Annotated in this window: 16 protein-coding genes and 1 pseudogene; 10 read left to right on the top strand and 7 right to left on the bottom strand. The window is 71.7% G+C overall.

Annotation, left to right across the window (positions count from 1 at the left end):
* Window positions 1–5: 5 nt before the first annotated feature.
* The 3 genes from ABZ848_RS41970 to ABZ848_RS41980 all read right to left on the bottom strand — a co-directional run bounded on the left by ABZ848_RS41970 (window position 6) and on the right by ABZ848_RS41980 (window position 5,645).
* Entirely contained in the window at window positions 6–1,604 is a 1,599-nt protein-coding gene (locus ABZ848_RS41970) for an ABC transporter substrate-binding protein (protein WP_360840631.1), read from the bottom strand.
* 106 nt (window positions 1,605–1,710) lie between these two features.
* Window positions 1,711–2,718, bottom strand: coding sequence for a LacI family DNA-binding transcriptional regulator (locus ABZ848_RS41975; protein WP_360840633.1), 1,008 nt, complete (start codon window positions 2,716–2,718; stop codon window positions 1,711–1,713).
* Between the two features lie 5 nt (window positions 2,719–2,723).
* Window positions 2,724–5,645: an aminotransferase gene (locus ABZ848_RS41980; RefSeq protein WP_360840635.1), complete on the bottom strand. Its 2,922-nt coding sequence runs from the start codon at window positions 5,643–5,645 to the stop codon at window positions 2,724–2,726.
* Between the two features lie 140 nt (window positions 5,646–5,785).
* Here ABZ848_RS41980 and ABZ848_RS41985 point away from each other — a divergent pair, with 140 nt between their 5' ends.
* Genes ABZ848_RS41985 through ABZ848_RS41995 form a run of 3 tightly spaced genes read left to right on the top strand, consistent with a single transcriptional unit; the run spans window position 5,786 to window position 8,918 of the window.
* Window positions 5,786–6,838 (top strand): ABC transporter substrate-binding protein, encoded by a 1,053-nt coding sequence (locus ABZ848_RS41985; RefSeq protein ID WP_360840637.1) that lies wholly within the window; start codon window positions 5,786–5,788, stop codon window positions 6,836–6,838.
* A 17-nt stretch (window positions 6,839–6,855) separates the two neighbouring features.
* Window positions 6,856–7,836 (top strand): iron ABC transporter permease, encoded by a 981-nt coding sequence (locus ABZ848_RS41990; RefSeq protein WP_360840639.1) that lies wholly within the window; start codon window positions 6,856–6,858, stop codon window positions 7,834–7,836.
* Window positions 7,833–8,918: an iron chelate uptake ABC transporter family permease subunit gene (locus tag ABZ848_RS41995; RefSeq protein ID WP_360840640.1), complete on the top strand. Its 1,086-nt coding sequence runs from the start codon at window positions 7,833–7,835 to the stop codon at window positions 8,916–8,918. Before ABZ848_RS41990 ends, ABZ848_RS41995 begins: the two co-directional genes overlap by 4 nt.
* 13 nt (window positions 8,919–8,931) lie before the next feature.
* Here ABZ848_RS41995 and ABZ848_RS42000 read toward each other — a convergent pair whose 3' ends face one another.
* The gene (locus tag ABZ848_RS42000) at window positions 8,932–9,462 is read right to left on the bottom strand and encodes a MarR family transcriptional regulator (protein ID WP_360840642.1); all 531 of its coding nucleotides are present in this window, start codon (window positions 9,460–9,462) and stop codon (window positions 8,932–8,934) included.
* A 259-nt stretch (window positions 9,463–9,721) separates the two neighbouring features.
* Here ABZ848_RS42000 and ABZ848_RS42005 point away from each other — a divergent pair, with 259 nt between their 5' ends.
* Complete coding sequence (locus tag ABZ848_RS42005) at window positions 9,722–12,613, top strand: alpha-L-rhamnosidase (RefSeq protein WP_360840644.1); 2,892 nt, start codon at window positions 9,722–9,724, stop codon at window positions 12,611–12,613.
* Between the two features lie 254 nt (window positions 12,614–12,867).
* On the opposite strand, the gene ABZ848_RS42010 is transcribed toward ABZ848_RS42005, so the two are convergent.
* The 3 genes from ABZ848_RS42010 to ABZ848_RS42020 all read right to left on the bottom strand — a co-directional run bounded on the left by ABZ848_RS42010 (window position 12,868) and on the right by ABZ848_RS42020 (window position 15,429).
* On the bottom strand, window positions 12,868–13,038 hold the full coding sequence (locus ABZ848_RS42010; protein WP_360840645.1) for a hypothetical protein: 171 nt from the start codon (window positions 13,036–13,038) through the stop codon (window positions 12,868–12,870).
* Between the two features lie 250 nt (window positions 13,039–13,288).
* Window positions 13,289–14,116, bottom strand: a complete 828-nt coding sequence (locus ABZ848_RS42015) for a helix-turn-helix domain-containing protein (RefSeq protein WP_360840647.1) — start codon at window positions 14,114–14,116, stop codon at window positions 13,289–13,291.
* Window positions 14,113–15,429, bottom strand: a complete 1,317-nt coding sequence (locus ABZ848_RS42020) for an amidohydrolase family protein (RefSeq protein WP_360840649.1) — start codon at window positions 15,427–15,429, stop codon at window positions 14,113–14,115. Before ABZ848_RS42020 ends, ABZ848_RS42015 begins: the two co-directional genes overlap by 4 nt.
* Before the next feature lie 186 nt (window positions 15,430–15,615).
* On the opposite strand from ABZ848_RS42020, the gene ABZ848_RS42025 reads away from it, so the two are divergent.
* The 6 genes and pseudogenes from ABZ848_RS42025 to ABZ848_RS42050 form a co-directional block, all read left to right on the top strand.
* Window positions 15,616–17,208, top strand: a complete 1,593-nt coding sequence (locus ABZ848_RS42025; RefSeq protein WP_360840651.1) for an ABC transporter substrate-binding protein — start codon at window positions 15,616–15,618, stop codon at window positions 17,206–17,208.
* A 1-nt stretch (window position 17,209) separates the two neighbouring features.
* A complete protein-coding gene (locus tag ABZ848_RS42030; RefSeq protein WP_360840653.1) occupies window positions 17,210–18,967 on the top strand; it encodes an ABC transporter ATP-binding protein in 1,758 nt (585 codons plus the stop codon).
* Window positions 18,964–19,827, top strand: coding sequence for an ABC transporter permease (locus ABZ848_RS42035; protein ID WP_360840654.1), 864 nt, complete (start codon window positions 18,964–18,966; stop codon window positions 19,825–19,827). Before ABZ848_RS42030 ends, ABZ848_RS42035 begins: the two co-directional genes overlap by 4 nt.
* Window positions 19,828–19,864: 37 nt before the next feature.
* Entirely contained in the window at window positions 19,865–20,860 is a 996-nt protein-coding gene (locus ABZ848_RS42040) for an ABC transporter permease (RefSeq protein ID WP_360840656.1), read from the top strand.
* A gap of 52 nt (window positions 20,861–20,912) precedes the next feature.
* Window positions 20,913–21,560 (top strand): isochorismatase family cysteine hydrolase, encoded by a 648-nt coding sequence (locus ABZ848_RS42045; protein WP_360840658.1) that lies wholly within the window; start codon window positions 20,913–20,915, stop codon window positions 21,558–21,560.
* A 50-nt stretch (window positions 21,561–21,610) separates the two neighbouring features.
* A pseudogene (locus ABZ848_RS42050) lies at window positions 21,611–22,082 on the top strand (hypothetical protein); the annotation flags it as partial.

Below are 22,082 nucleotides of genomic sequence, written 5' to 3' on the forward strand. Positions count from 1 at the left end.
GCGGTCTACTTCGCGCCCGGGAGGGTGTACGAGGTGATGTCGCGCAGGAAGTTGCCGTAGCCCTCGGCGGTGCGCAGGGTCGGGCTCACCTGGTCGGTGCGGTAGCCGAGGACAGAGGGGCGGGTGACCAGGGGCAGCATCTGGGCGGCGGTGTCCACGCGGGCGCACAGGTCGGCGAGGGTCTTGGTGCGGGCGGTGCCGTCGGGCTCGCTCGCCGCCTTGTCGATGAGGGCGTCGAGGGTCTTGTCGTCGTTGAGGAAGGTGGCGGAGAAGCCGGCGACGACCGGGTTCCACCAGCGGGAGACCATGGAGGCGTCGACGTATCCGGCGAACCAGCCGACGGCGAGGTCGAAGTCGGGCTTGGCACCGAAGACCTTCGCGCCGTAGGTGGTGTCGTCGTACTTCTGGATCTTGACGGTGACGCCGGCCTTGGCGAGTTGCTGCTGGATGACCTGGGCGATCTGGCCGACGGCGGGTTCGGACGTGTAGACGGCGAGGCGCAGGGTGCCGATGTTCTTCGGGGCGGCGGTGTCGCCGGTCGCTGCGGGGAGCTTCGCGGGGTCGCAGGCGCCGGGCAGGACGCTCGGGGTGACGCCGGTGGGCCGTGCCTGTCCGCCGAGGGCGACGGAGGCGATCTCCGCGCGGTTCAGGGCGCTGTCGAGGGCGAACCTGACCTTCCGGTCGGCGAGCGGTGAGTCGGGGTTCTTGGAGTTCTGGATCAGGTAGTAGAAGTCGCTGTTGGTCTGGCTGACCACCTTGGCGTTGCGTGTGCCCGTCAACTGGTCCATGGAGTCGACGTTGTTGAAGTTCACGAAGGCCGCGCTGCCATTGCGCAGGGCGGCGAGCCGGGCGGCTTCCTGCGGCACGATCTCGATTTTGAGAGCGTCGATCCGTACGGATTTCGCGTCGCGGTAGGTGGTGTTGGGGGTGAAGTCCCAGTACTGGTCCTGCTTGTGGTCCTTCACGACGAAGGGGCCGGTGCCCAGCATTTCCTTCTGCGGGTCCAGCGATCCGTTCTCGATCTCCTTCATCGGCAGAATTGCGGCGGGGGTGTTGGCGAGCGCGGCGAGGAACGGCGTGTAGGCCTTGGTGAGTTCGACGGTGACCTCGTCCGCGCCGGTGGCCTTCACGGATTTCACGGGGCCGAGCTGGGCGGCGTAGGCGGCCTTTGACTTGAGCAGGCGCTTGATGCTGCCGACGACGTCGGCGGTGGTGAGTGCGCGGCCGTTGGAGAACTTCACGTCCTTGCGGAGGGTGAAGACGTAGGTAGTGGCGTTCGGCTGCTTCCAGGAGGCGGCCAGCAGGGGCTTGATGCCGAACTTGGCGTCGACGGTCACGAGGGGTTCGTAGACCAGGGACTCGATCGACCAGGAGCGGGCGGTGGCGGCGGTCTGCGGGTCGAGGCCGCCTGCCTCCACGGAGTCGTAGTCGAGCTGGACGGTGAGGGGCCCGGAGCCCTTCAGGGATGTGTCGGAGCGGGTGAGATAGCCGGACTTCGAGGAATTTCCGGCGGCACCGGCATCGGTGGCGGCGGGTGCGGAGCAGGCGGTCACGGCGGCCGAGAGAGCGGCGGAACAGGCGACCAGGACTGCTGATCTTCGCATGCTCGCTTCTCCTTCCGGGGAGTTTGCCGGATCGTTCCGGCAATTGCGTTGGGAAAGCCGGGATGTTGGGGTGACAACGGATTCCTGTGACGGTTGCGACGGGCGTCTACGCCTTCGTGGAGGCCCGGACGTGCAGGTTGATGGGAAGGGTGCGGACGGTGCCCTTCGGCGTTTCGCCGGAGAGGATCTCGCAGAGCAGACGGGCGCATTCGGCGCCCATGGTCCGCGGCCGGAGGTCGACCGCGGTGATCGGGGGTTCCGCCGTGCGCATGGCGGAGCTGTCGACGCAGGAGGCGAGGAGCAGGTCGTTGCCCACCTTGCGTCCGCAGGACCGGAGTTCGGGCAGGATCGCGGCAGCCGCGCCGTCCGCAGCGCACACGATCGCGTCGATCTCGGGGGTCTCGGTCAGCAGTTTCCGTACGACGCCCTGGAGGACGTCGGGTGTCGAGCCGAAGGGCGCCTTGCTGACGAGTTCGGGCAGGCCGCGCTCGGCGCACCAGCGGGCGTGGGTCCGCTGGAGGGTGAGGGCCCAGTCGCCGGTGGTGTCGGAGGCGATGAACGCGGGGCGACGGGCGCCGGAGGCGTGGAGGTGGTCGAGGAGTTCGGTCATCGAGGCGTCGTGGTCGGACCATATGACGCCGGTCGGCTGCCGGTCGCCGACGTACCGCTCGGCCGTGACGACCGGCAGTCCGCTGCCCATCAGCTGCTCCACGACCGGGTCCTCGGCGACCGGGTCGCACAGCACGAGCCCGTCCACCTGCGGGACCGCGCCCCGCCGGTACGGGAGGTGCCCCGAGGACAGCAGGGTGACGTTGAGCCCGGCCCGGGCGGCCTGCTCGGCGACGCCGAAGACGAACGACATGTAGTACTCGGCGCTGGTCAGGAACTCCGGGATGTGCAGCGCGATGGTCTCGGTCACCGAGGTGCGCAGGCTGCGGGCGCTGCGGTTGGGGGCGTAGCCGAGCCGCTCGGCGGCATCGAGGACCGCGCGCCGGGTGGGCCCGGACACCCGGCCGTGGCCGCGCAGGGCGTCCGAGGCGGTGGTCTTGGAGACCGAGGCCGCGCGGGCCACGTCGGCGATGGTGGGCGGCACGGCGGGTGTTCCGGACGTCATCGCCGTCACCAGCCGTACGTCAGGACGTCGTCGAGGGCGGCGACGAACACGTCGGCGCTCTCCCGGGTCAGACACAGCGGCGGCTTGATCTTCAGCACGCACTGGCGGTCGGACGTCGGCTGCATGATCACGCCGAGTTCCCGCAGCCGCTCGCAGATGGCGGCTGTCTCCTCGGTCGCGGGTGCCAGGGTCGTACGGTCGCGCACGAACTCCACGCCCAGGTAGAGGCCGGAACCGTGCACCGTACCGATCAGCGGGTGCCGTTCGCCGAGTTCGACGAGCCGCCGCTTCAAGTACCCGCCGACCTCAAGGGCGTTGGTCTGGAGGTCCTCGTCGCGCATGATGTCGAGGACGGTCAGGCCGACCACCGAGCTGACGGGGCTGCCGCCGGCCGAGGAGAAGAAGTAGCCCTGGGTGCGGTAGGCGTCGGCGGTCTCCCGGCGGGTGATGACGGCGCCGAGCGGGTGTCCGTTGCCCATGGCCTTGGCGACGGTCACGACGTCCGGTACGACACCCTGCTGCTCGAATCCCCAGAAGTGGGTGCCGAGCCGGCCGTAGCCGACCTGCACCTCGTCCGCGATGCACAGCCCGCCGACAGCGCGGGTGGCCGCGTAGACCTGCTCCAAGTAGCCGTCGGGGAGGGCCATTCCGCCGGCGTTGCCGTAGTACGGCTCGCACAGGAAGGCGGCGGGGGCGTGTCCCTCGGCGGCGAGTTCGGCGATGCGGGCGGCGGCCTCGGGGCCGTAGCGCCGCGCTTCCTCGCCCCGGTGGCGGCCCCGGTAGGAGTTGGGCGCGGCGACGGTGTGCACCCAAGGCGGCCGTGATTCAAGGGCGTTGGGGTTGTCTGCGACGGACGTGGAGACGGCGTCGCTCGCGTAGGTCCAGCCGTGGTACGCCTCCTCGACGGCAACCACGTCCTGGCGTCCGGTCGTCGCCCACGCGAGCCGCAGTGCGAGGTCGACCGCCTCGGAGCCGCTGTTCACCAGGAACACGGTGTCCAGCTCGGCGGGAAGGAGCTGCGTGATCCGCTCCGACAGCTCGACCACGGAGGCGTAGTGGAAGCGGGAGTTGGTGTTCAGCCGCTGCCACTGGCGGTGAACGGCGTCGCTCAGGACGGGGTGGCCGTGGCCGAGGATGGTCACGTTGTTGAGCATGTCCAGGTAGCCGCGGCCCCGGGTGTCGACCAGGTACTGGCGCCAGCCGCGCTCGATGCGGGGCGGCTCCTCGTAGTAGTGCTCCTGGACGGTGGCGAAGGCGTCGTTGCGGCGGGTCAGCAACTCCTCCTCGGACATCTGGAGTTCGGGCGCTGCGGGGAGCAGCAGTGCCGTGGGGTCCGGGCACACCTGGAGCCAGCCGTCGGCCAGTTCGGGAGCGACGAAGCGGGGTGGGCGTACACCGGTCAGATGGCTGAGCTGGACGCCCAGGACGTGAAATCCGTCGAACTCGGCCACGGTGCCCAGCAGTTGGCCGGGCTCGACCGGGCCGGAGGTCAGGGTGCCGGTGTCGAGCCCGTCGAGGATCAGGTCCGGGCCGCCGCCCTGACGTAGCGTCATCACCCGGTCGGTGTCGCGGGAGACCGTTCCCGCCCAGGGAGCCCTGACCTCCAGGGGTTCGGTGGCGTACAGCTCGACGCCGAGCGCACAGGTCTCGGCGGGACTCTCGCCGTCCACCGTCGTGCGGGTCATCCGGAACTCGCCGTGCCGGGTGCGGACGGCCCGCGTGGCGCTCAACTCCTCGTGCACCAGGTCGTGTTCGGCGTTCGGTGACCGCCAGAAACCGGTGTGCAGGGCGTCGGCGAAGACCGAGAGGTCGAGGGTGTGGACGTGCTCCGGGAGGGTGGGGATCAGCCGCGCTCCGACCACCGGCTCCCCTCGCGTGGACGCCTTGTCCAGCGCGTGGCGGAGCTGTGCCGTCATCACCTGGACCGGGACCGACGTGGCCACCTCGAACATCGTCCACTCGCGCTCCAGCGCGTCCGAGGCGTAGTCGTTGTCCGGGTCGAGCAGCACGTCGTACTGACCGCTGACCACGAGGACGGCGGACCGCAGCACGACGAGCGGCCACAGCACCTCCAACTCGTCGTCGCCGAGCGGGCGTTCCGCGTGGAAGGCGCGGACGGCGGGCAGTACGGAGGCCGGTCCCGCTCCGTGGTGGTGGAGTACCGAGGTGCAGGTGACGGCCAGTTCCGCGACCGTCCAGCCGGGGCCCAGGTCACCGAAGTCGATCACGCCGACCGGCATCGGGCGTCCATCGAGGGCCGTCTCGCAGACGACGTTGTTGTCGGTGAGGTCGCCGTGGATCAGCTGCGTGGGCAGCCGGTCGGCGTACGGCTGCACCAGGGCGTGGGCGGCGCGGGCCGCGCGCAGGATCCGCTGGGCGCCGATCTGGTCGCGCAGGTGCGGGGCGAGCGTCTCGACCACGGTGATCGCGTTGCGCAGATCCCACAGGCGGGGGCGGTCGGCCTCCGGGGCGGCCAGGGTGGACAGTCCTGCCGTGACCCGGCCGGCGATCGAGCCCAGCCGGGCCACGACCGCGGGAGCGAGGTAGCGGCTGTCCATGATCGGCTCGCCGGGCACGAAGTCCAGCAGGAGGCAGGCAAGCTTCGACTCGTCGGCCGTGAGCCACTGCAAGGGGTCGCCGTCCACGCCCGGTCGCGGCTTCGGCAGCCGCAACTCGGGGAATTTGGCGGCCAGTTGCTCGATCGCCGTGCACTGCAGGCGCAGGGCGGACGGGTCGACGGCCGGGTTGGTCACCTTGAGGACGTGGTCGGCGGTGTCCGTGCGCACCCGGTAGTTGCGGTCCTGCTGGCTGCCCAGCGACTGGAGGCCGCCCTGCACGCCGTACCGCTCGCTGAGCAGCGCGAGCGCGTCGGCCTCGTCGACCGGGGCGATCGGTCGGACGAGCCAGTCGGCGGAGGGAAGGCCCATGGGTGGCACCGCTTCTCTTGCGTGTCTCATGCCGGATCGTTCCGGCAAAAGTAGAGCGGACATCCGGGTGCGTCAATGCCCACAGGGGTCATTTCAAAAAAATTGAAAGTTCGTGGTTGGTAAGGCTAACCTCACTTCCCGTGAGACTCCCCATCCTCAGAAGAACCCTCGCCGCCCGCGCGGTCGCCGCCCTGCTCGCCCTGACCGGCTGTGCGGGCTCCGACTCCGACTCCGACGACACGTCGAAGGCCGCCGCTCCCGCGACCGCCGCCGCAGACGCCTTCCCCGTGAGCATCAAGCACGCCTTCGGCACCACGGTCATCGAGAAGAAGCCCACACGTGTGGCGACCATCGTGTGGAGCAACCACGACGCCGCGCTCGCCCTCGACGTCGTCCCCGTCGGCATCCCGAAGCAGACCTACGGCGATCAGGACGGCGACGGCGTGCTGTCGTGGACCGCGAAGAAGCTGACGGCCCTCAAGGCGAAGACGCCGACGCTGTTCGACGAGTCCGACGGACTGGACTTCGAGGCGATCGCCGACACGCGGCCCGACGTGATCCTCGCGTCGTACTCGGGCATCTCCAAGGACGACTACACCACCCTCAGCGAGATCGCGCCGACCGTCGCCTACCCCTCGCTGGCGTTCGGCACCAGCTGGCGGGACACCATCAAGCTCGACGCGCGGGCACTGGGCCTCGCGTCCGAGGGCGACACGCTCGTCGCGAGCCTGGAGAAGACGATCGGCGACGCGGCCACGAGCCACCCCACCATCAAGGGCCGTACCGCGCTGGTCGGTTACTTCGACCCCGAGGACTTCAGCAAGGTCGGCTACTACACCAGCCATGACGTGCGCAATCAGTTCTCCGTGGACCTCGGCATGAAGATCCCGGCGAGCCTGGCCACGCTCTCGGCGAAGACCGACGAGTTCTACGGCACCATCAGCGCCGAGAAGGCCGACGTCTTCGACGACGTGGACGTCATCGTCACCTACGGCGACGACAAGCTGCTCGGCCGGCTCCGGAAGGACCCGCTGCTCGGCAAGATCCCCGCGATCGCCAAGGGTGCCGTCGTCGTCATCCCGGACGGCTCCGAGCTGGCCGCCGCCCTCTCACCGCCGACCGCGCTGACCATTCCCGCCACGACCGACGAGTACGCGGGGCTGCTGGCCGACGCCGTCGCAAAGCTCAAGTGACCGTAAGATCCCGTCCCTTGCTGTGGCCGGCAGCGTGTCTGGCGCTCGCGGCCGTGGCCGCCCTGCTCTCCGTCATGTTCGGCGCCCGTACGGTCTCCCCCGCCGACGCCTTCGCCGCGCTCGTCCACGGCGACGACGGCACCCTCGCCCGGGCCGCCGTCCGGCAGCGCATCCCCCGCACGGGGCTCGCGCTGCTGGTCGGCGCGGCGCTGGGCACCGCCGGTGCGGTGATGCAGAGCCTGACCCGCAATCCGCTGGCCGACCCCGGCATCCTCGGCGTCAACGCAGGGGCCGCGCTGGCGGTCGTCAGCGGGATCGCCTACCTCGGGATCAGCACGCCGTCGCAATACGTGTGGCTGGCGGTGGCCGGGGCGGGTACGGCGGCCCTGCTCGTGTACGTCATCGGCTCGCGCGGGCGGGGCGGAGCGACGCCGGTGAAGCTGGCGCTGGTCGGGACGATGGTGACGGCCGCGCTGTCCTCGCTGGTCAGCGCGGTGCTTCTGCCGCGCCTCGACGTGGTGAACACCTTCCGGTTCTGGCAGATCGGCGGAGTGGGCGGCGCCTCGGCGGACGGCATCCTCCAGGTGCTGCCACTGCTGGTCGTCGGCTTCGTCCTGAGCCTGGCCTCGGCACCCGGCCTCAATGCGCTCGCCCTCGGCGACGACCTCGCCACCGGACTGGGCCAACACGTGGCCCGTACCCGCCTGTTGGCCGCGCTCGGCGCCGTCCTGCTGTGCGGGGCGGCCACCGCGGCGGCCGGTCCGATCGGCTTCGTCGGCCTGGTCGTCCCGCACACGGTCCGACTGCTGACCGGCCCCGACAACCGCCGGCTGCTGCCTCTGTCGGCGCTGACCGGAGCCGCCTTGGTGACCCTCGCGGACGTGGTGGGGCGTCTGGTGGCCCGGCCCGAGGACATGGAGGTCGGCATCGTGACGGCGGTCGTCGGAGCGCCGGTGTTCATCGCCGTGGCACGGCGGCAGAAGGTGCGGGAGCTGTGAGTACGCAGCGGGTACGGGAGCTGTTGAGTCCGTCGGGCAGGCAGCCTGCGGCCGCCGGTTCCGTCGAGGCGCTCCGACGCGGCCGACGGCGCCGCATCCGCCGTAGACGAACCGCCGTCGCGGGACTGGCAGTTGTGCTCGCCGCGCTGTTCCTCACCAGCCTCTGCGTCGGGCACACCGTCTACTCCCCGGACGACGCCCTGCGCGTCGTCCTCGGTGACAGAGTGCCCGGAGCCTCCTTCACCGTGGGGCGACTGCGGTTGCCGCGCGCGCTCACGGGGGCGCTGGCCGGGTTCGCGTTCGGGCTGGCCGGGGCGAGTTTCCAGTCGCTGCTGCGCAACCAGCTGGCCAGCCCCGACGTCATCGGCATCACATCGGGGGCGAGTGCGGCCGCGGTGTTCGCGATCATCGTGCTCGGGCTGAGCGGCACGCCGGTGTTCCTCATCGCCATACCCGCCGGGATCGCGGTCGCACTCGCCATCTACCTGCTCACCTACCGGCAGGGCGTGCTCGGCGTGCGGCTGGTGCTCGTCGGCATCGGGGTGGGCGCGCTGCTCAACAGCGTCACCTCCTATCTGCTGCTGCGCGCCCCGGCCTGGGACGTGCAGGAGGCTATGCGGTGGCTGACGGGCAGTCTCGGTGCCGCGTTCTGGGACGGGGTGGGCCCCCTGGCCGCAGGGGTGCTGCCGCTGTCGGCCGTACTCCTCGCGCTCGACCGGCCGCTGACGGCGCTTCAGCTCGGCGACGACAGTGCACGGGCGCTCGGCACGCGGGTCGAGACCGTACGGCTGGCTCTCGTGCTCGGTGCGGTCGGGCTGACGGCGCTCGCCACGGCCGCGACGGGCCCCATCGCGTTCGTCGCCTTCCTGTCCGGGCCGGTCGCCCACCGGCTGACCGGTGCCAACGGCTCGCCTCTGCTGCCGGCCGCGCTCACCGGCGCGGTCCTGGTCCTGGCCGCCGACCTGATCGGCCAGTTCGCCTTCGACACCCGGTTTCCCGTCGGCGTCGTCACGGGCGCGCTCGGGGCGCCGTGCCTCTTGTGGCTGCTGGCCAGATCCCGTCGTACCGGAGGAGCCTTCTGACCCGCGTCCCGCCCTACTGCTCCGCGCTCTCCCCCGCGTCCCGTTGCGCCTTGTACGCCCGCCACGCGGCCGGCATCCGCTGGACGTCCAGCAGCCAGGTCAGGTAGTCGCGCATGTTGCGGATGCGCTGGTGGGCGGGACCGCCGGGGGTGGTACGGGCAAGGGCGCGGGCGGCCAGGGCACGCTGGCTGCGGAGGTAGCCCTGCTCCTTGTCGAGGAAGCCGCCCCAGACGTCCTCGTCCATGACGTAGTAGTGGGCACGGTCGTCCGGGCGGCGCACCAGGCGCACGAATCCCGCCGCGATGAGGCTTCGGGTGTACGTCGACACCGAGCCGCGACTCGCCCCGGCGGCCTCGGCCAACTCCTCGGCGGACACGCCCTCGGGGGCGTCGCTGGCCATCAGGTACGCGGCGATACGGCCCTCGATGCGCGAGGAGCCCATGCTCTGCCAGTAGTCGGCGAAGCTCTCGATGAACCAGTCGGGGAAGTCCTCCTCCCCCGCCTCGCCCTTCGCGTCCCCGGGCCCGCCGTCCTGCGGTTCCACCGCTCTGCCTCCCCAGCACGTGATCTTCCAGGGAGCGTAGGCAAAGCGGTACGGCACAGCAAACGGGATCACATCATTGGTCCGTACCTACTTGGCCCCGATGGGTTGACATGGCGTATCGCGACAGCCAATCATCGGTGCCACTTCGGCGAGGCGCCTCACACTCCCCCGGTCCCATCAGGCCCAGGCCGTCGTGGTCGATGTTTTTGAATCGATTCAGTCGCCCGCTCATGCGTCAGCCCTCGCCCGGGAGGTATCCATGCGCCGCCATCCCCCACCCAGTCGTCCCTCCAGAAGCCGACGCCTGCTCGTCCTCGTCGCCGCCACGGCCGCCGTACTGGCCACAGCCCCCGCGCCAACGGCCGGCGCCTCCCCTGCCGCGGTCGCCGCCATGTCAGCGACCACACAGGCCGAAGTCGACGCCCTGACCTACTCGCCGACCTCACGCACCGTCAAGCCGACTGCCGTGTACGCCACTTCGGGCAGCGTCGCGAACCCGCAGAACGTGCTGAGCGGCCAGTCGACGCGGATCTCCGGCTCGCAGTCGGCCATCACCCTCGACTTCGGCAAGGAAGTCGGCGGCGTGGCAACGTTGTCCTTCGGCTCCACCAGCGACAGCGGCCAGCGGGTCGGGCTGGCCTTCAGCGAGTCGTCCCTGTACGTCGGCAACAACAGCGACCGCAGCAGCGGCCGCAGCGGTGAGGACGGGGCCCTCTACACCACGGCATCCGCGAACGGCACGTACACCATGCCCACCGCCCAACTCCGCGGCGGCTTCAGGTACTTGACAGTCTTCCTCGACACCTCGGGCTGGGTGGACCTGAAAGGCGTCAGCCTCGACTTCACCGCCGCTCCGGGGAAGTCCAACCCCGCCGACTACGCCAACTACTTCCACTCCAGCGACGACCTGCTCAACCGCATCTGGTACGCCGGGGCCTACACGGTCCAGCTCAACACCATCGCCTCCAGCCAGGGCCGCGCCTGGCCACCGCCCGCCTCGGCGTGGGACAACAGTGCAACCGTCGGCGTGGGCGACCCCGTGCTGGTCGACGGTGCCAAGCGCGACCGTACGGTGTGGCCCGGCGACATGGGCATCGCCGTGCCCACGCAGTACGCGTATTCCGGCGATCTGACCTCGACCCGCAACGCGCTCGACACGATGTACGACGCGCAGTCGGCGGAGGGTGAAATCCCTTGGTCCGGGCCGCCGTTCAACCTAACCGGCTCGGACACCTACCACACCTGGACCCTGCTGGGCACGTCCACGTACTACACCTACTCGGGCGACCGCGCGTGGCTGGACTCCGAGTGGGCGAACTACAAGCGCGGGATGGCCTTCATCCTCAACAAGGTCGACGGCAACAACCTCCTCAACGTGACCCGCACGCAGGACTGGGCGCGGGTCGGTCAGGGCGGCGAGAACATCTCCGCGAACGCGCTGCTGTTCGCCGCGCTCAAGGGTGGCGCGACCCTGGCCGCGGCCGAGGGGGACAGCGCGCTCGCCGCGAGCTGGATCAACAAGGCGGCCGCCATCAGGAGCGCGGCCAACTCCCTGTTGTGGGACGCCTCGAAGGGCATGTACAAGGACAACCCCACCAGCGGGCTGTATCCGCAGGACGGCAACTCCCTTGCCGTCTGGTACGGGTTGACCGACTCCACGGCCAGGGCGAAGAGCGTCGTGGCGGGACTGGGCAAGAACTGGGGTGCGTACGGCCCGACCACTCCCGAATGGGGCGGCAACGTCTCGCCGTTCGCGGGCGGCATGGAGCTCAACGCCCGCTTCACCGCGGGCGACGACTACACCGCCCTGGACCAGATCCGCCGCACCTGGGGCCACATGCTCGACAGCGACATCGGCACCAAGAGCACTTTCTGGGAGGGCGTCAAGGCGGACGGCGGTCTGGCCTACGGCGGTTCGTTCATGAGCCTGGCCCACGGCTGGTCCACCGCGCCCACCTCCACGCTCACGTTCGACGTGCTGGGCATCGCACCCGAGTCCGTGGCCAACACCTACCGCTTCGTCCCGCACCCCGGTGACCTGGTCAACGCCCAGGGACGCATCACGATGCCGCAGGGCGCCGTGGACGCCTCGTGGTCGCGGGACCGCAACGCCGGTACCTACTGGGCCCAGTTGACCAGCCCCTCCGGCACCACCGGCCGCATCGGCATCCCGAAGGCCGGCGGCACCATCACGGTGTCCGTGAACGGCGCCACGGTCTGGAGCAACGGCACCTTCACCCCGACCACCGGGGTCACCGGCGCGAGCCAGGACGACACGTACGTCTACCTCACCGGCGTCGCCCCCGGCAGCTACACCGTGACCGCCTCCGGCCTCGGCAACCCGCCCGCGCCCGACGACCCTGCTGCGAGCGGCGTGTTGAAGGCGGGCTACACCCGGTGTGCCGGAGAAGGCGGCACCTGCTCCTTCAGCGGGACCCGCTCGGTGGCGTACGGCGCCGGGACGTACACGTACAAGACGGTGACCGGCAGCACGCCCTGCACCAGCGCCTCCTTCGGCGGCGACCCGGCGCCGAACATCCTCAAGTCCTGCTACGTCGCCGACGCTGGCGGCCCGCCCGGCTACACCGTGTGCGCGGCCGAGAACGGCACCTGCGCCGTCTCCGGCTACAACCGGGACGTGGCGTACGGCGCCAACGGCAACTTCGCCCACCAGGTCACGGGCGGCTCGGTCCCCTGCACCAACGCCCACTTCGGCGACCCTATCGACGGCGTCGCCAAGTCCTGCCATGTCGCGAACGCGGGCGCCCCGCCCGGCTACACGCTCTGCGCCGCCGAGGCCGGCACGTGCCCGGCCGTCGCGCGACAGCCGGTGGCGTACGGAGCCTACGGGGCGTTTACGACGATCACTGCGACCGGCGATACCCCGTGCACCAACGCCACGTTCGGCGGCGACCCGATCCCCGGCGAGTCGAAGGCCTGCTACACGGCGACCGGCGGCCCGCCCGGCTATGCCACGGCGTGCTCCGACGAGGGCGGCACCTGTGCCTTCGGCGGACAGCAGACCGTCGCCTACGGGGCACGAGGCAGCTTCGTCTACAAGACCTTCACGGGCACGGCGAGTTGCTCGACGGCGGCCTTCGGCTCGGATCCGCTGGCCGGTGTTCGCAAGAGCTGTTACCTCACTCCCTGACGCCGGAAGGCCTGCGCACCTGCGGTGACTCACCGGATTCCATCGAGTGCCAGCGGGCCTTGAGCGCCGCGAGGGTCTCTTCCGGGTGTGTGAGCACGAAGAGCGCCCTTCGCTCCGGGGACTCGGAGACGGCCGGGCCCTGGGGCTGGTTTCGCTCGGCGTCGGCGGAGACGCATCACCCTCGACCGTCGGCGGAGCGAGGATTATGTCGAAACGGACCTGCGTCCAGGTCCCGTCAACGTCCACTCGGGCGCCTAGACCATGGCCCAGAAGCGGTAGCTCCCGTCGGCGGCCAGGAAGTGGGCGGCGAACATGCCGACCGGCGAAGAGCCGCTGTCCATGGAGCCGCCCATGCCCATGGAGGTCATGTCCCCGTAGTCCATGGACATCGAGCCCATGTCCATGTCCCCCATTCGGTGCCGCACGGGTCCGCACCCCCGGGGCCGGCACCACCCCCGCCAGCCCCAGCCCCGCCGATACCTGCCCCGGTGCCGTGCATGCCGGCTGCCACCGGGCCCGCGGCGTACGACGCCGTGAACCTCAGGGCCGGCAGCAGGACTCGTCCATCAACCGTGTCTCCAGATCGCGTCGCACGGCCTCGTCCGGATCGGGCCGCACCGCTTCAGGTATCGGACCGATGAACGCCCGGTTTCCACGGGCCCGTTGCGGCCCCCGTCACCCGCCCTGCCGGACCGGCGCCTCCGCCTCCGCCTCCGCCTCCTGCCGGTAGGCGCGGTAGCGGGCCAGCGCCTGTTCGGCGTCGGCGAGGATGTCCGGGACGGCGGTGGCCGGCACGCCGAGAAGCCGCAGCGAGCCGCGCTGGGCGGAGGCGGCGTAGCGGGCGCGGTTCTCCTCGCCGCCCCACTGGCGTTGCGAGACGGACGCCTCCACCAGGGCGAAGACCAGGTCCATGTCCTCGGCGAGCTCGGCGGCCTCGCGCGGCGGGTGCAGGTGGTCGAGGGCCGCGCGGCTGAAGTCCCGGTAGGCGTCGCGCAGTACGGTCTGCGCGGCGCGGGTGGGCGCGAAGTCGTCCGCCTCCAGGTCGGGCAGATGGTAGACGACGTGCAGGTTGTGCCGGTCGCGCAGCAGGGTGTCCAGGTCGAAGGTGACCAGGGCGCAGAGCCGTACCACGGGGTCGAGCCGCTGCTCGCCGAGCCAGCGCGCGCACTCCAGCGCGGGGGTGACGGTGCTGGAGAGCAGCGAGACGAGGATGGCCCGCTTGTCGGCGAAGTGGTAGTACATCGTCGACTGCTTGATGCCCACGGCGTCGGCGATCTGACGGGTCGTCGTCTTCGCGTACCCCTGCTCGCCGAAGAGCCGGGAGGCGGCCTGGAGGATCTCCTCCTGGGTGCTCAGACCGTTGTGCCGCTTGGGCGCCGACCGCGGCCGGCCCGGCCTGCCCTCGCCCGACGGCCGCCCCTCGCCGGATGACCGGCCGTCCGCCGCCACGCCCCGCGTGCTCCCGCTCCCGCCCGCGTCCATGTCCCCGTCCCCGTCGGTCATGCCGCCCGCTCCCCTCCCGTACCGGCCGTCGCGACCGTGTTTTTGACGATCCGTCCGGCCTGGATCACGGTGTGCACCGCTCCGGGCCGGCCCAGGGCCTCGATGTCGGCCAGCGGATCCACGTCGGTGACGACGAGGTCCGCCCGCAGCCCGGGACGCACCGCGCCCACCTCGTCGTCGAGGCGGCACATCCGCGCGGCGACGGAGGTGCCGGCGGCGATGGCCTCGGCGGGCGAGAGCCCCAGCCGCACCATGAGGGCGAGTTCGCGCAGGTTCCCGCCGTGCGGGGCGATGCCCGCGTCGGTGCCGAGCGCCACCCGGACGCCGCTGGTGAGCGCGGCCGACAGGCGTTCCAGGGCGGTCTCGCGGATCCGGCGGCGGCGCCGGGTCTGTGGCGACGGCCCGTCCTCGGGGTCCTCGGGCAGCGGGCGGGTCAGCGCGGAGAGGGTGGGCACCAGGTAGGTGCCCCGCTCCCCCATCTCCTGGAGCGTCGGTTCGTCGACCAGGTAGCCGTGCTCGATGCTGCGGACGCCCGCGCGCACGGCGGCCGCGATGCCCGCGGCGCCCTGGGCGTGGGCGGCGACACCGACGACTCCGTGCCGCTCCGCCTCCTCGACCACGGCGCGCAGTTCGGCCTCCGTCAGCCCGCCCGCCTCGGGGGTGCGGCGCGGGCTGGTCATGCCGCCGGTGGCCGCCACCTTGACCCAGTCGGCTCCCTCGCGCACGACCTCGCGGGTGGCCCGTACGAACCCGGCCGGCGAGTCCGCGACGACGCCCGCGCCGGGGCCGGAGTCCAGCGGGGTGCCGCGGACCGTGCGCCAGTCGCCGTGCCCGCCCGTGATGCTGAGGATGCGCAGCGCGATCTGGAGCGCGGGCCCGCGCACATGGCCCGCCTCCAGCGCCGTCCGGAAGCCGGAGTCGGCGCCCGCGAGGTCCCGAGCCGAGGTGACGCCGGCGTCGAGCGTGGCGGCCAGGGCCGGGACCGAGCGCAGGGTCAGCAGGCTCTCCGGCGCCATGAGCGTGTCGAACCGGTCGGCGTCCGGGCAGGTGCTCATGTGCACATGGCAGTCGAAGAAGCCGGGCAGCACGGTGTGTCCGGTGCAGTCCAGGACCCGCAGCCGCTCCGGCGGGACGACGTCCGGCAGGGGAAGCTCCCCAGTCGGCGCGAGCGCGCGGATGCGGTCGCCCTCGACGAGGACGTCCCGCGCAGGCAGGGGCTCGGGCGCCAGGCCGTCGAGCACGGTGGCGTTCCTGAGCAGCAGCGCGGGAGCGGTGTGCTGCGCCTCCTGCGGCGCTGACGGCACCTGCGTCACCTGGGCTTCCTCCTCCGTGGGGGCGGGCGTGGCCCACCGTACCAACCACTCACCGCCTATTTCTATCAGCGACAGAATTTACGGTCCGGCAACGCCGGGCAACCCGGGGGAAACCCTTTCGGGTCGCGGCGGCCCTAGTTTTCGGTCACTGACAGGAATACCCAAGTCCTCCCCGAGAGGGTTCTGATGCGCTCCAGAGCCACGACTGCCGTCCCTTCTGTCAAACCCGTCAAGGCGGGTCTCGCGGTCGCGGTGGCCACCGTCCTCACGCTCACCGGCTGCTCGGCCGCGCGGACCGGGACCGCCGCCGGCACGGACGTCTTCACCGCGACCATCGTGCAGACCTACACCACCCCGCCCGACCCCGACGTGAACTACGACGGCCCCGGCCTGAACATCGTCCAGAACGCCTACGAGGGCCTGGTCAAGTACCAGGACGGCAGCGCGAAGGCGAAGATCGTGCCTTCGCTGGCCTCGTCCTGGAAGGTCTCGAAGGACGGTCTGACCTACACCTTCACCCTGCGCAAGGGCGTCACCTTCCACGACGGCACCGCCCTCACCTCCGCCGCGGTCGCCGCCGCCGTCGCGCGCCGGGCGAGCGTCGACGGCGGGCCCGCCTACATGACGGCCGACGTCAAGAAGGTGACCACCCCAGACGCGCGGACGGCCGTCCTGACGCTGTCGGCGCCCAACTCCGCCTTCCTCGACTACCTCGCCTCCCCGTTCGGCCTGAAGCTCATCAGTCCCTCGGCCCTGACGAAGCACGCGGGCGGCGACCACGCCCAGACCTGGCTCGCCACCCACGACGCCGGCACCGGCCCCTACGAGCTGACCTCCGCCAAGACCGGCAGCAGCTACGAGCTGACCGCCTACGGGGACTACTGGGGCCAGAAGCCGAAGTTCGCCACAGTGGACCTGGAGATCTCGCAGAACGCCTCCGCCGCCCAACTGGAGCTGGAACGCGGCGGGATCGACGCCGTCCTCGGCAACGTCAACAAGTCGGCCTTCGAGTCCTACGCCGGCAGCAAGACCGTCACCACCAGCACGTTCCCCAACATGACGACGCAGATGATCTACGTCAACCCGGAGTCGAAGGCGTTCCGGACGGCGGCCCAGCGGCAGCGGCTGTTCACCGGCATCGACACCAAGTCGATCCTGTCGTCCGCCATGGGCAGCCTGGAGAAGCCCACCGACCAGCTGTTCCCGCAGGGCATGCTGGGCGCCTCCGTCGACGACCAGGGCATCACGTACGACGACACGGCCCTGGCCGCGATCGCCAAGTCCGCGCCGGCCAAGGGCCGTACGGTCCGCGTCGGGTACGCGGCGAGCAGCGCCGACGGCAAGGCGGTCGCCGAGGAACTCGTCTCCCGTATGAACAGCGCCGGTCTGAAGGCGCAGGCGGTCGCCTACGCGGCCGGCACCATCTACAAGCTCACCGACAACCTGGGCTCGGCGCCCGACCTCGCCGTCTTCGGCGTCTTCCCGGACGCGGGCCACCCCGACTCCTGGGGCCGGATCATCTACACCCCCAAGGGCGGCCTGGACCTCTTCGGCGCCGAGGTCGACGGCCTGTCGGCCAAGCTCGACAAGGCCCTCACCACCACCGACCTGTCGGCCTACGGACCCGTGGCCCGCTCGGTGATCGCCTCCCGCTACTGGTACTCCATCGGCTCCCTCAACACCACGCTGCTCACCGTCCCCGGGATCACCGGCGTCCGCCAGGCGCAGAACCTCCTCGAGTACGACGTCCTGCACTTCGCCGCCCTCGGCCGCTCCTGACATGGCGGCGACGGACGATTTGAGCGCATCCGGCGGGTCGCCCACGCTCTCGGTGCGCGACCTGCACGTGCATCTCACCCGCGACGGCGAGAGCGTACACGCCGTGCGCGGGGTGAGCCTGGACGTGCGGGCCGGTGAGATCGTCGCCATGGTCGGCGAGTCCGGCTCGGGCAAGAGCGTGCTGGGGCTCGCCGTCCTGGGGCTGCTTCCCGGGAAGTCCCGGCCGGTGACCCACGGGTCGGTCCTGCTGGACGGCACCGACATGCTCACCGCGGACGCCGAGGCCCGCCGCCGGGTACGCCGCCGCACCACCGGCGCCGTCTTCCAGGACCCGATGACCTCGCTGGACCCGACGATGACCGTCGGTGCCCAGTTGCGCGACGTCCAGCCCGACCGGGAGGAGCGGGTGCGGCTGCTGACGGCCGTCGGCATCCCCGACCCCGGGCACCGCCTCAAGGCGTATCCGCACCAGCTGTCGGGCGGGCTGCGCCAGCGGGTGATGATCGCGCTGGCCATCGCCCGCAACCCCTCGTTGATCATCGCGGACGAGCCCACCACCGCCCTCGACGTCACCGTCCAGAAGCAGGTGCTGGACCTGCTGCTGTCGCTGCGGGACGAGATCGGCTGCGCTGTCGTGTTCGTCACCCACGACCTGGGGGTGGCCGCCCGGATCAGCGACCGCATCGCCGTCATGCGCCGGGGCTCCCTGGTCGAACAGGGCGCCACCGAGCGGATATTCGACGACCCACAACACCCCTACACCCGCACGCTCCTGGCCTCACGCATCGACCTCACGACCCCGCGCGACCGTCCGCTGACCCTGCGCCGGACGGAACACGCCGCCGCCGACGTCGGCACCGTCACCGTCGCCGAACTGGCCGGCGGCGGGCGCGGGCGGGCCGTTCGGGCGGACGGGGTACTGGTCTCGGGTGCGGCTCCGGCCGCCGACCGTGATCTGCCCGCCCGTTGGCCGGAACCGGCGATCGGCAAGGAGGTGGCCGTACGGCTGCGCGGCGCCACCCGGGTGTTCCGCTCCGGTCCGCCCTGGGCGCGCCGGGAACTGAACGCCCTGCGCGGGGTCGATCTCGACGTGGCGCAGGGCGAGTCGGTGGCGCTGGTCGGGGAGAGCGGTTGCGGCAAGTCCACCCTGCTGCGGATCGTGGCCGGTCTCGAACGGGCGAGCAGCGGAGAGGTGGAAGTCCTCGGCGGCACCCCGCAGATGGTGTTCCAGGACGCCGGTTCCTCCCTCACCCCCTGGCTGACCATCGGCGACATGCTGGCGGAACGGCTGGCCGTGACCGCCGGGGGAATGAGCCGCGCCGAGCGCAGGGCCGCGGTGGCGGACGTCCTGACCACCGTGGGCCTGCCCGCCGAGACCGCCCGCGCCCGCGGCGACCAGCTCTCCGGCGGCCAGCGGCAGCGCGCGGCCATCGCCCGCGCGGTGATCGTGCCGCCCCGGGTGCTGCTCTGCGACGAGCCGACCTCCGCCCTGGACGTGACGCTCGCCGCCACCGTCCTCGACCTGCTCGGACGGCTCAGAAGGGAACTCGGCGTGTCGGTCCTGTTCGTCACCCACGACCTGGCGGCGGCCCGGATCATCGCGGACCGCGTCGCCGTCATGCGCGCTGGCCGCATCATCGAGCAGGGCCCGACGGAACACGTGTGCACGCATCCCGTCGAGGAATACACCCGCACCCTCCTGGAGGCGGTGCCCGGCCCCCGTGGGCAGCACGCCACGGCGGACGGAGAGCGCCGATGAGCACCCTCGGATTCCTCACCGGCGGCGCGCGCCGCACCGCGACCGCCACCACCCGCCGCCCGCTCGGCACCCGGGGCGGCCGGGTGGCCTTCGCGGCCCTCGCGGTGCTCGTCCTGCTGGCCCTGCTCGCCCCGGTCGTCAGCCCGCACAGCCCGGTGCTGCGCAGCGGCGCGGAGTTCCTGCCGCCGGGCAGCTCCGGCCACCCGCTGGGCACCGACGGCCTCGGGTACGACCTGCTGGCCCGGGTGCTGTACGGCATGCGCGCCAGCCTCTTCGCCGCCGCCACCGTCATCGCCTCCGGGGTGCTGATCGGCGGCACGGTGGGAGTCCTCGCCGGGACCCTGCCGGGCTGGGCGGACTCGCTGCTGATGCGGGTGACCGACCTGTTCCTGGCCCTGCCCGGGCTCGTCATCGCGATGGCGGTCGCCGCGTCCCTCGGCGCGAGCTACCACAGCGCGCTGATCGGGATCGCCGTCGTGTGGTGGCCGATGTACGCCCGCCTGGTCCGCGGGGAGATCCGCGCCTGGTCGGCCCGGCCGCACCTGGAGGCGGCCCGGCTCGCCGGCCTCCCCTGGGGGCGGCGGGTGCTGCGGCATCTGCTCCCCGGGGTCCGCCCGACGGTCGTCATCGCCGCCAGCCTGGACGTCGGCTCGCTCGTCGTCGCCCTGTCCGCCCTGTCCTTCATCGGCCTCAGCTCCCCCGCCCCGGCCCCCGAACTGGGCGCCATGGCCGCGCAGGGCATGCCGTACCTGCTCACCTCCTGGTGGGTGCCGATCGTGCCCGCGGTGGCCGTGATGCTGCTCGCCCTGGTGGCCAACTACGCGGGCGACGCCGTGCGCGACCTGCTGCGCCGCCGGTGAACCCGCCCCCGCGCCCGTCCCGGAGAGGACCGAACCCGTGACCTTCGCACTGCGCCGCGCGGCGGCGATGCTGGGCGTGCTGCTCGCCCTGACCATGGCCCTGTTCACCCTGCAGCAGGTGTCCGGCACGGATCCGGCCAAGGCCTACGTCGGCGCCAACGCCTCCCAGGCGGCGCTGACCGCGGCCCGGACCCGCCTCGGGCTCGACGACCCCCTCGTCCCCCGCTATCTGCACTACCTCTCGGGGCTGCTCCGCGGCGATCTGCAGAACTCGCTGCGCACCCGCGCTCCAGTCGCCTCCGACCTCGGCACGGTACTGCCGGCGAGCCTCGAACTCGCCCTGTGCGTCCTGTTCACGGCTGTGCTGCTGGGCGCGCTCTTCGCCGGCCTGTGCGCCGTCCGCGTACGCGGCGCGGGCCTGCTGCGCGCGGTCCTGTTCTCGGGCGCCGCCGCGCCCACCTTCCTGCTCGGCATGGTCGCGATCCTCGTCTTCTACGGCCACCTCGCCTGGCTGCCCGCCGGCGGCCGGACGAGCTACCGGGACGCGCCGACCGGACCGACCGGACTCCTGCTCGTCGACAGCCTGTTGGCCGGACGGCCCGACGTGTTCGGCGACGCAGCCCTCCACCTCGTCCTCCCGGTGCTGTGCGCGGCGATCTCGCCGGCCGTCGCCATCGGCCGGGTCCTGCTCGACGGGCTCACCACCAACCTGGAGGCCGACCACGCCCGTACCGCCCGCGCGGCCGGCCTCACCGAACGCGCGGTGCTGCTGCGGCACGCCGTGCGCAACTCCCTCGGCCCCGCCCTGTCCATGGTCGGCATCCAGTCCGGTGCCCTGCTCGCCGGGCTGGTCGTGGTCGAGAAGATCTTCGACTGGCCCGGGGTCGGCTCCTATCTCGACGCCTCCGTCGCGGCGGCCGACCTGCCGGGCATCACCGGCGTCGCGCTCCTGCTGGGCGTGGTCTATGTCCTCGTCAACGCCGTGGTCGACGTCCTCCAGGTGCTCGCCGACCGCCGTCTGGCGCTCACCTGACCCGGCCGCGCCTCCCCTCGCACCCGCGCCCCACAAGAAGGGAAAACCCCAGATGAACGTAGTCGGCAACGCCGTCCTGATCGTCGTGGACATCCAGGGCGGAGAGGTCGACCCGTCCGCCAGCCGCACGGAGATCCCGCACATGGGCGGACGGGCCGAGCGCTCCGGGCGGGTGCGCGAGCTGATCGCGCGCACCCGCGAACGAGGTGTCCCCGTGGTGTGGATCCAGGAGGTGCACAAGCCGAACCTGGTGGACATCGGGCGTGAACTCGACGGATCCGAGGGGCCGCACTGCGTCGAGGGCTGGCCGGAGACCGAGCTCTCCAAGGGGCTGGAGCCGCGCCCGGACGAGTTCCTGATCCGCAAGCGCCGCTACTCCGCGTTCTTCGGGACCGAACTGGAGATCGTGCTCAAGGCCTACCGCGCCGAGACCGTCATCCTCATCGGCGGGCTCACCGACGTGTGCGTCCACTACACCGCCGTCGACGCCCACCAGCACGACTACCGGGTGCGGGTGGTGACGGACTGCGTCGGCGGATCGAGCCGCCCGGCGCACGACGCGGCGCTGCGCGCCATCCACTACCTCCAGCGGGACGCCCTCGTCGAACAGCACGAGGTGCTGGAGTGGCTGGAGACCGCCGTGCCCAACCCCGAGGTCGAGCGGGCCGACCGCACCCATCTGGCGGGCCGCGCACGGTGATCGAGACGGTTCTCGGCCCGGTCCCGGCCACCGCCCTCGGCCCTACCTCCATGCACGAACACCTCCTCTCCGACGCCCGCGTACTGTGCCGGCCACCCCGCGAACCCCTCCCCGAGGACCCCCGCGTCACCATCGGCAACCTGGGCTTCCTGCGCTGGAACCTGCTGGCCCTGGAGGGCAACCTCGTCCTCGACGACCCCGGGGCCGCGGCCGCGGAACTGGCGCCCGCGCGTGCCCTCGGCCAGTCCTGCGTGGTGGACCTGACGACGCCCGGACTCGGCCCGCGGTACGCCGAACTCCCCGCGCTCGCACGGGAGTCCGGCCTGCACATCGCGGCGGGATACGGCGCCTACCTCGCCCGTTCCCACCCGCGGTGGCTGCGGGACCTGGACGAGGCAGCCCTGACGGACCTCTTCCACCGGGCGCTGACGGACCGTGTCCCCGGCACCGGCTACCGGGCCGCCCTGCTGGGCATGATCGGCACCGGGGCCCCGGTGGAGCCGGCCGAACGCCGGGTCCTGC

It is taken from the genome of Streptomyces sp. NPDC047081 (assembly GCF_040643775.1).
Classification (GTDB): Bacteria; Actinomycetota; Actinomycetes; order Streptomycetales; family Streptomycetaceae; genus Streptomyces.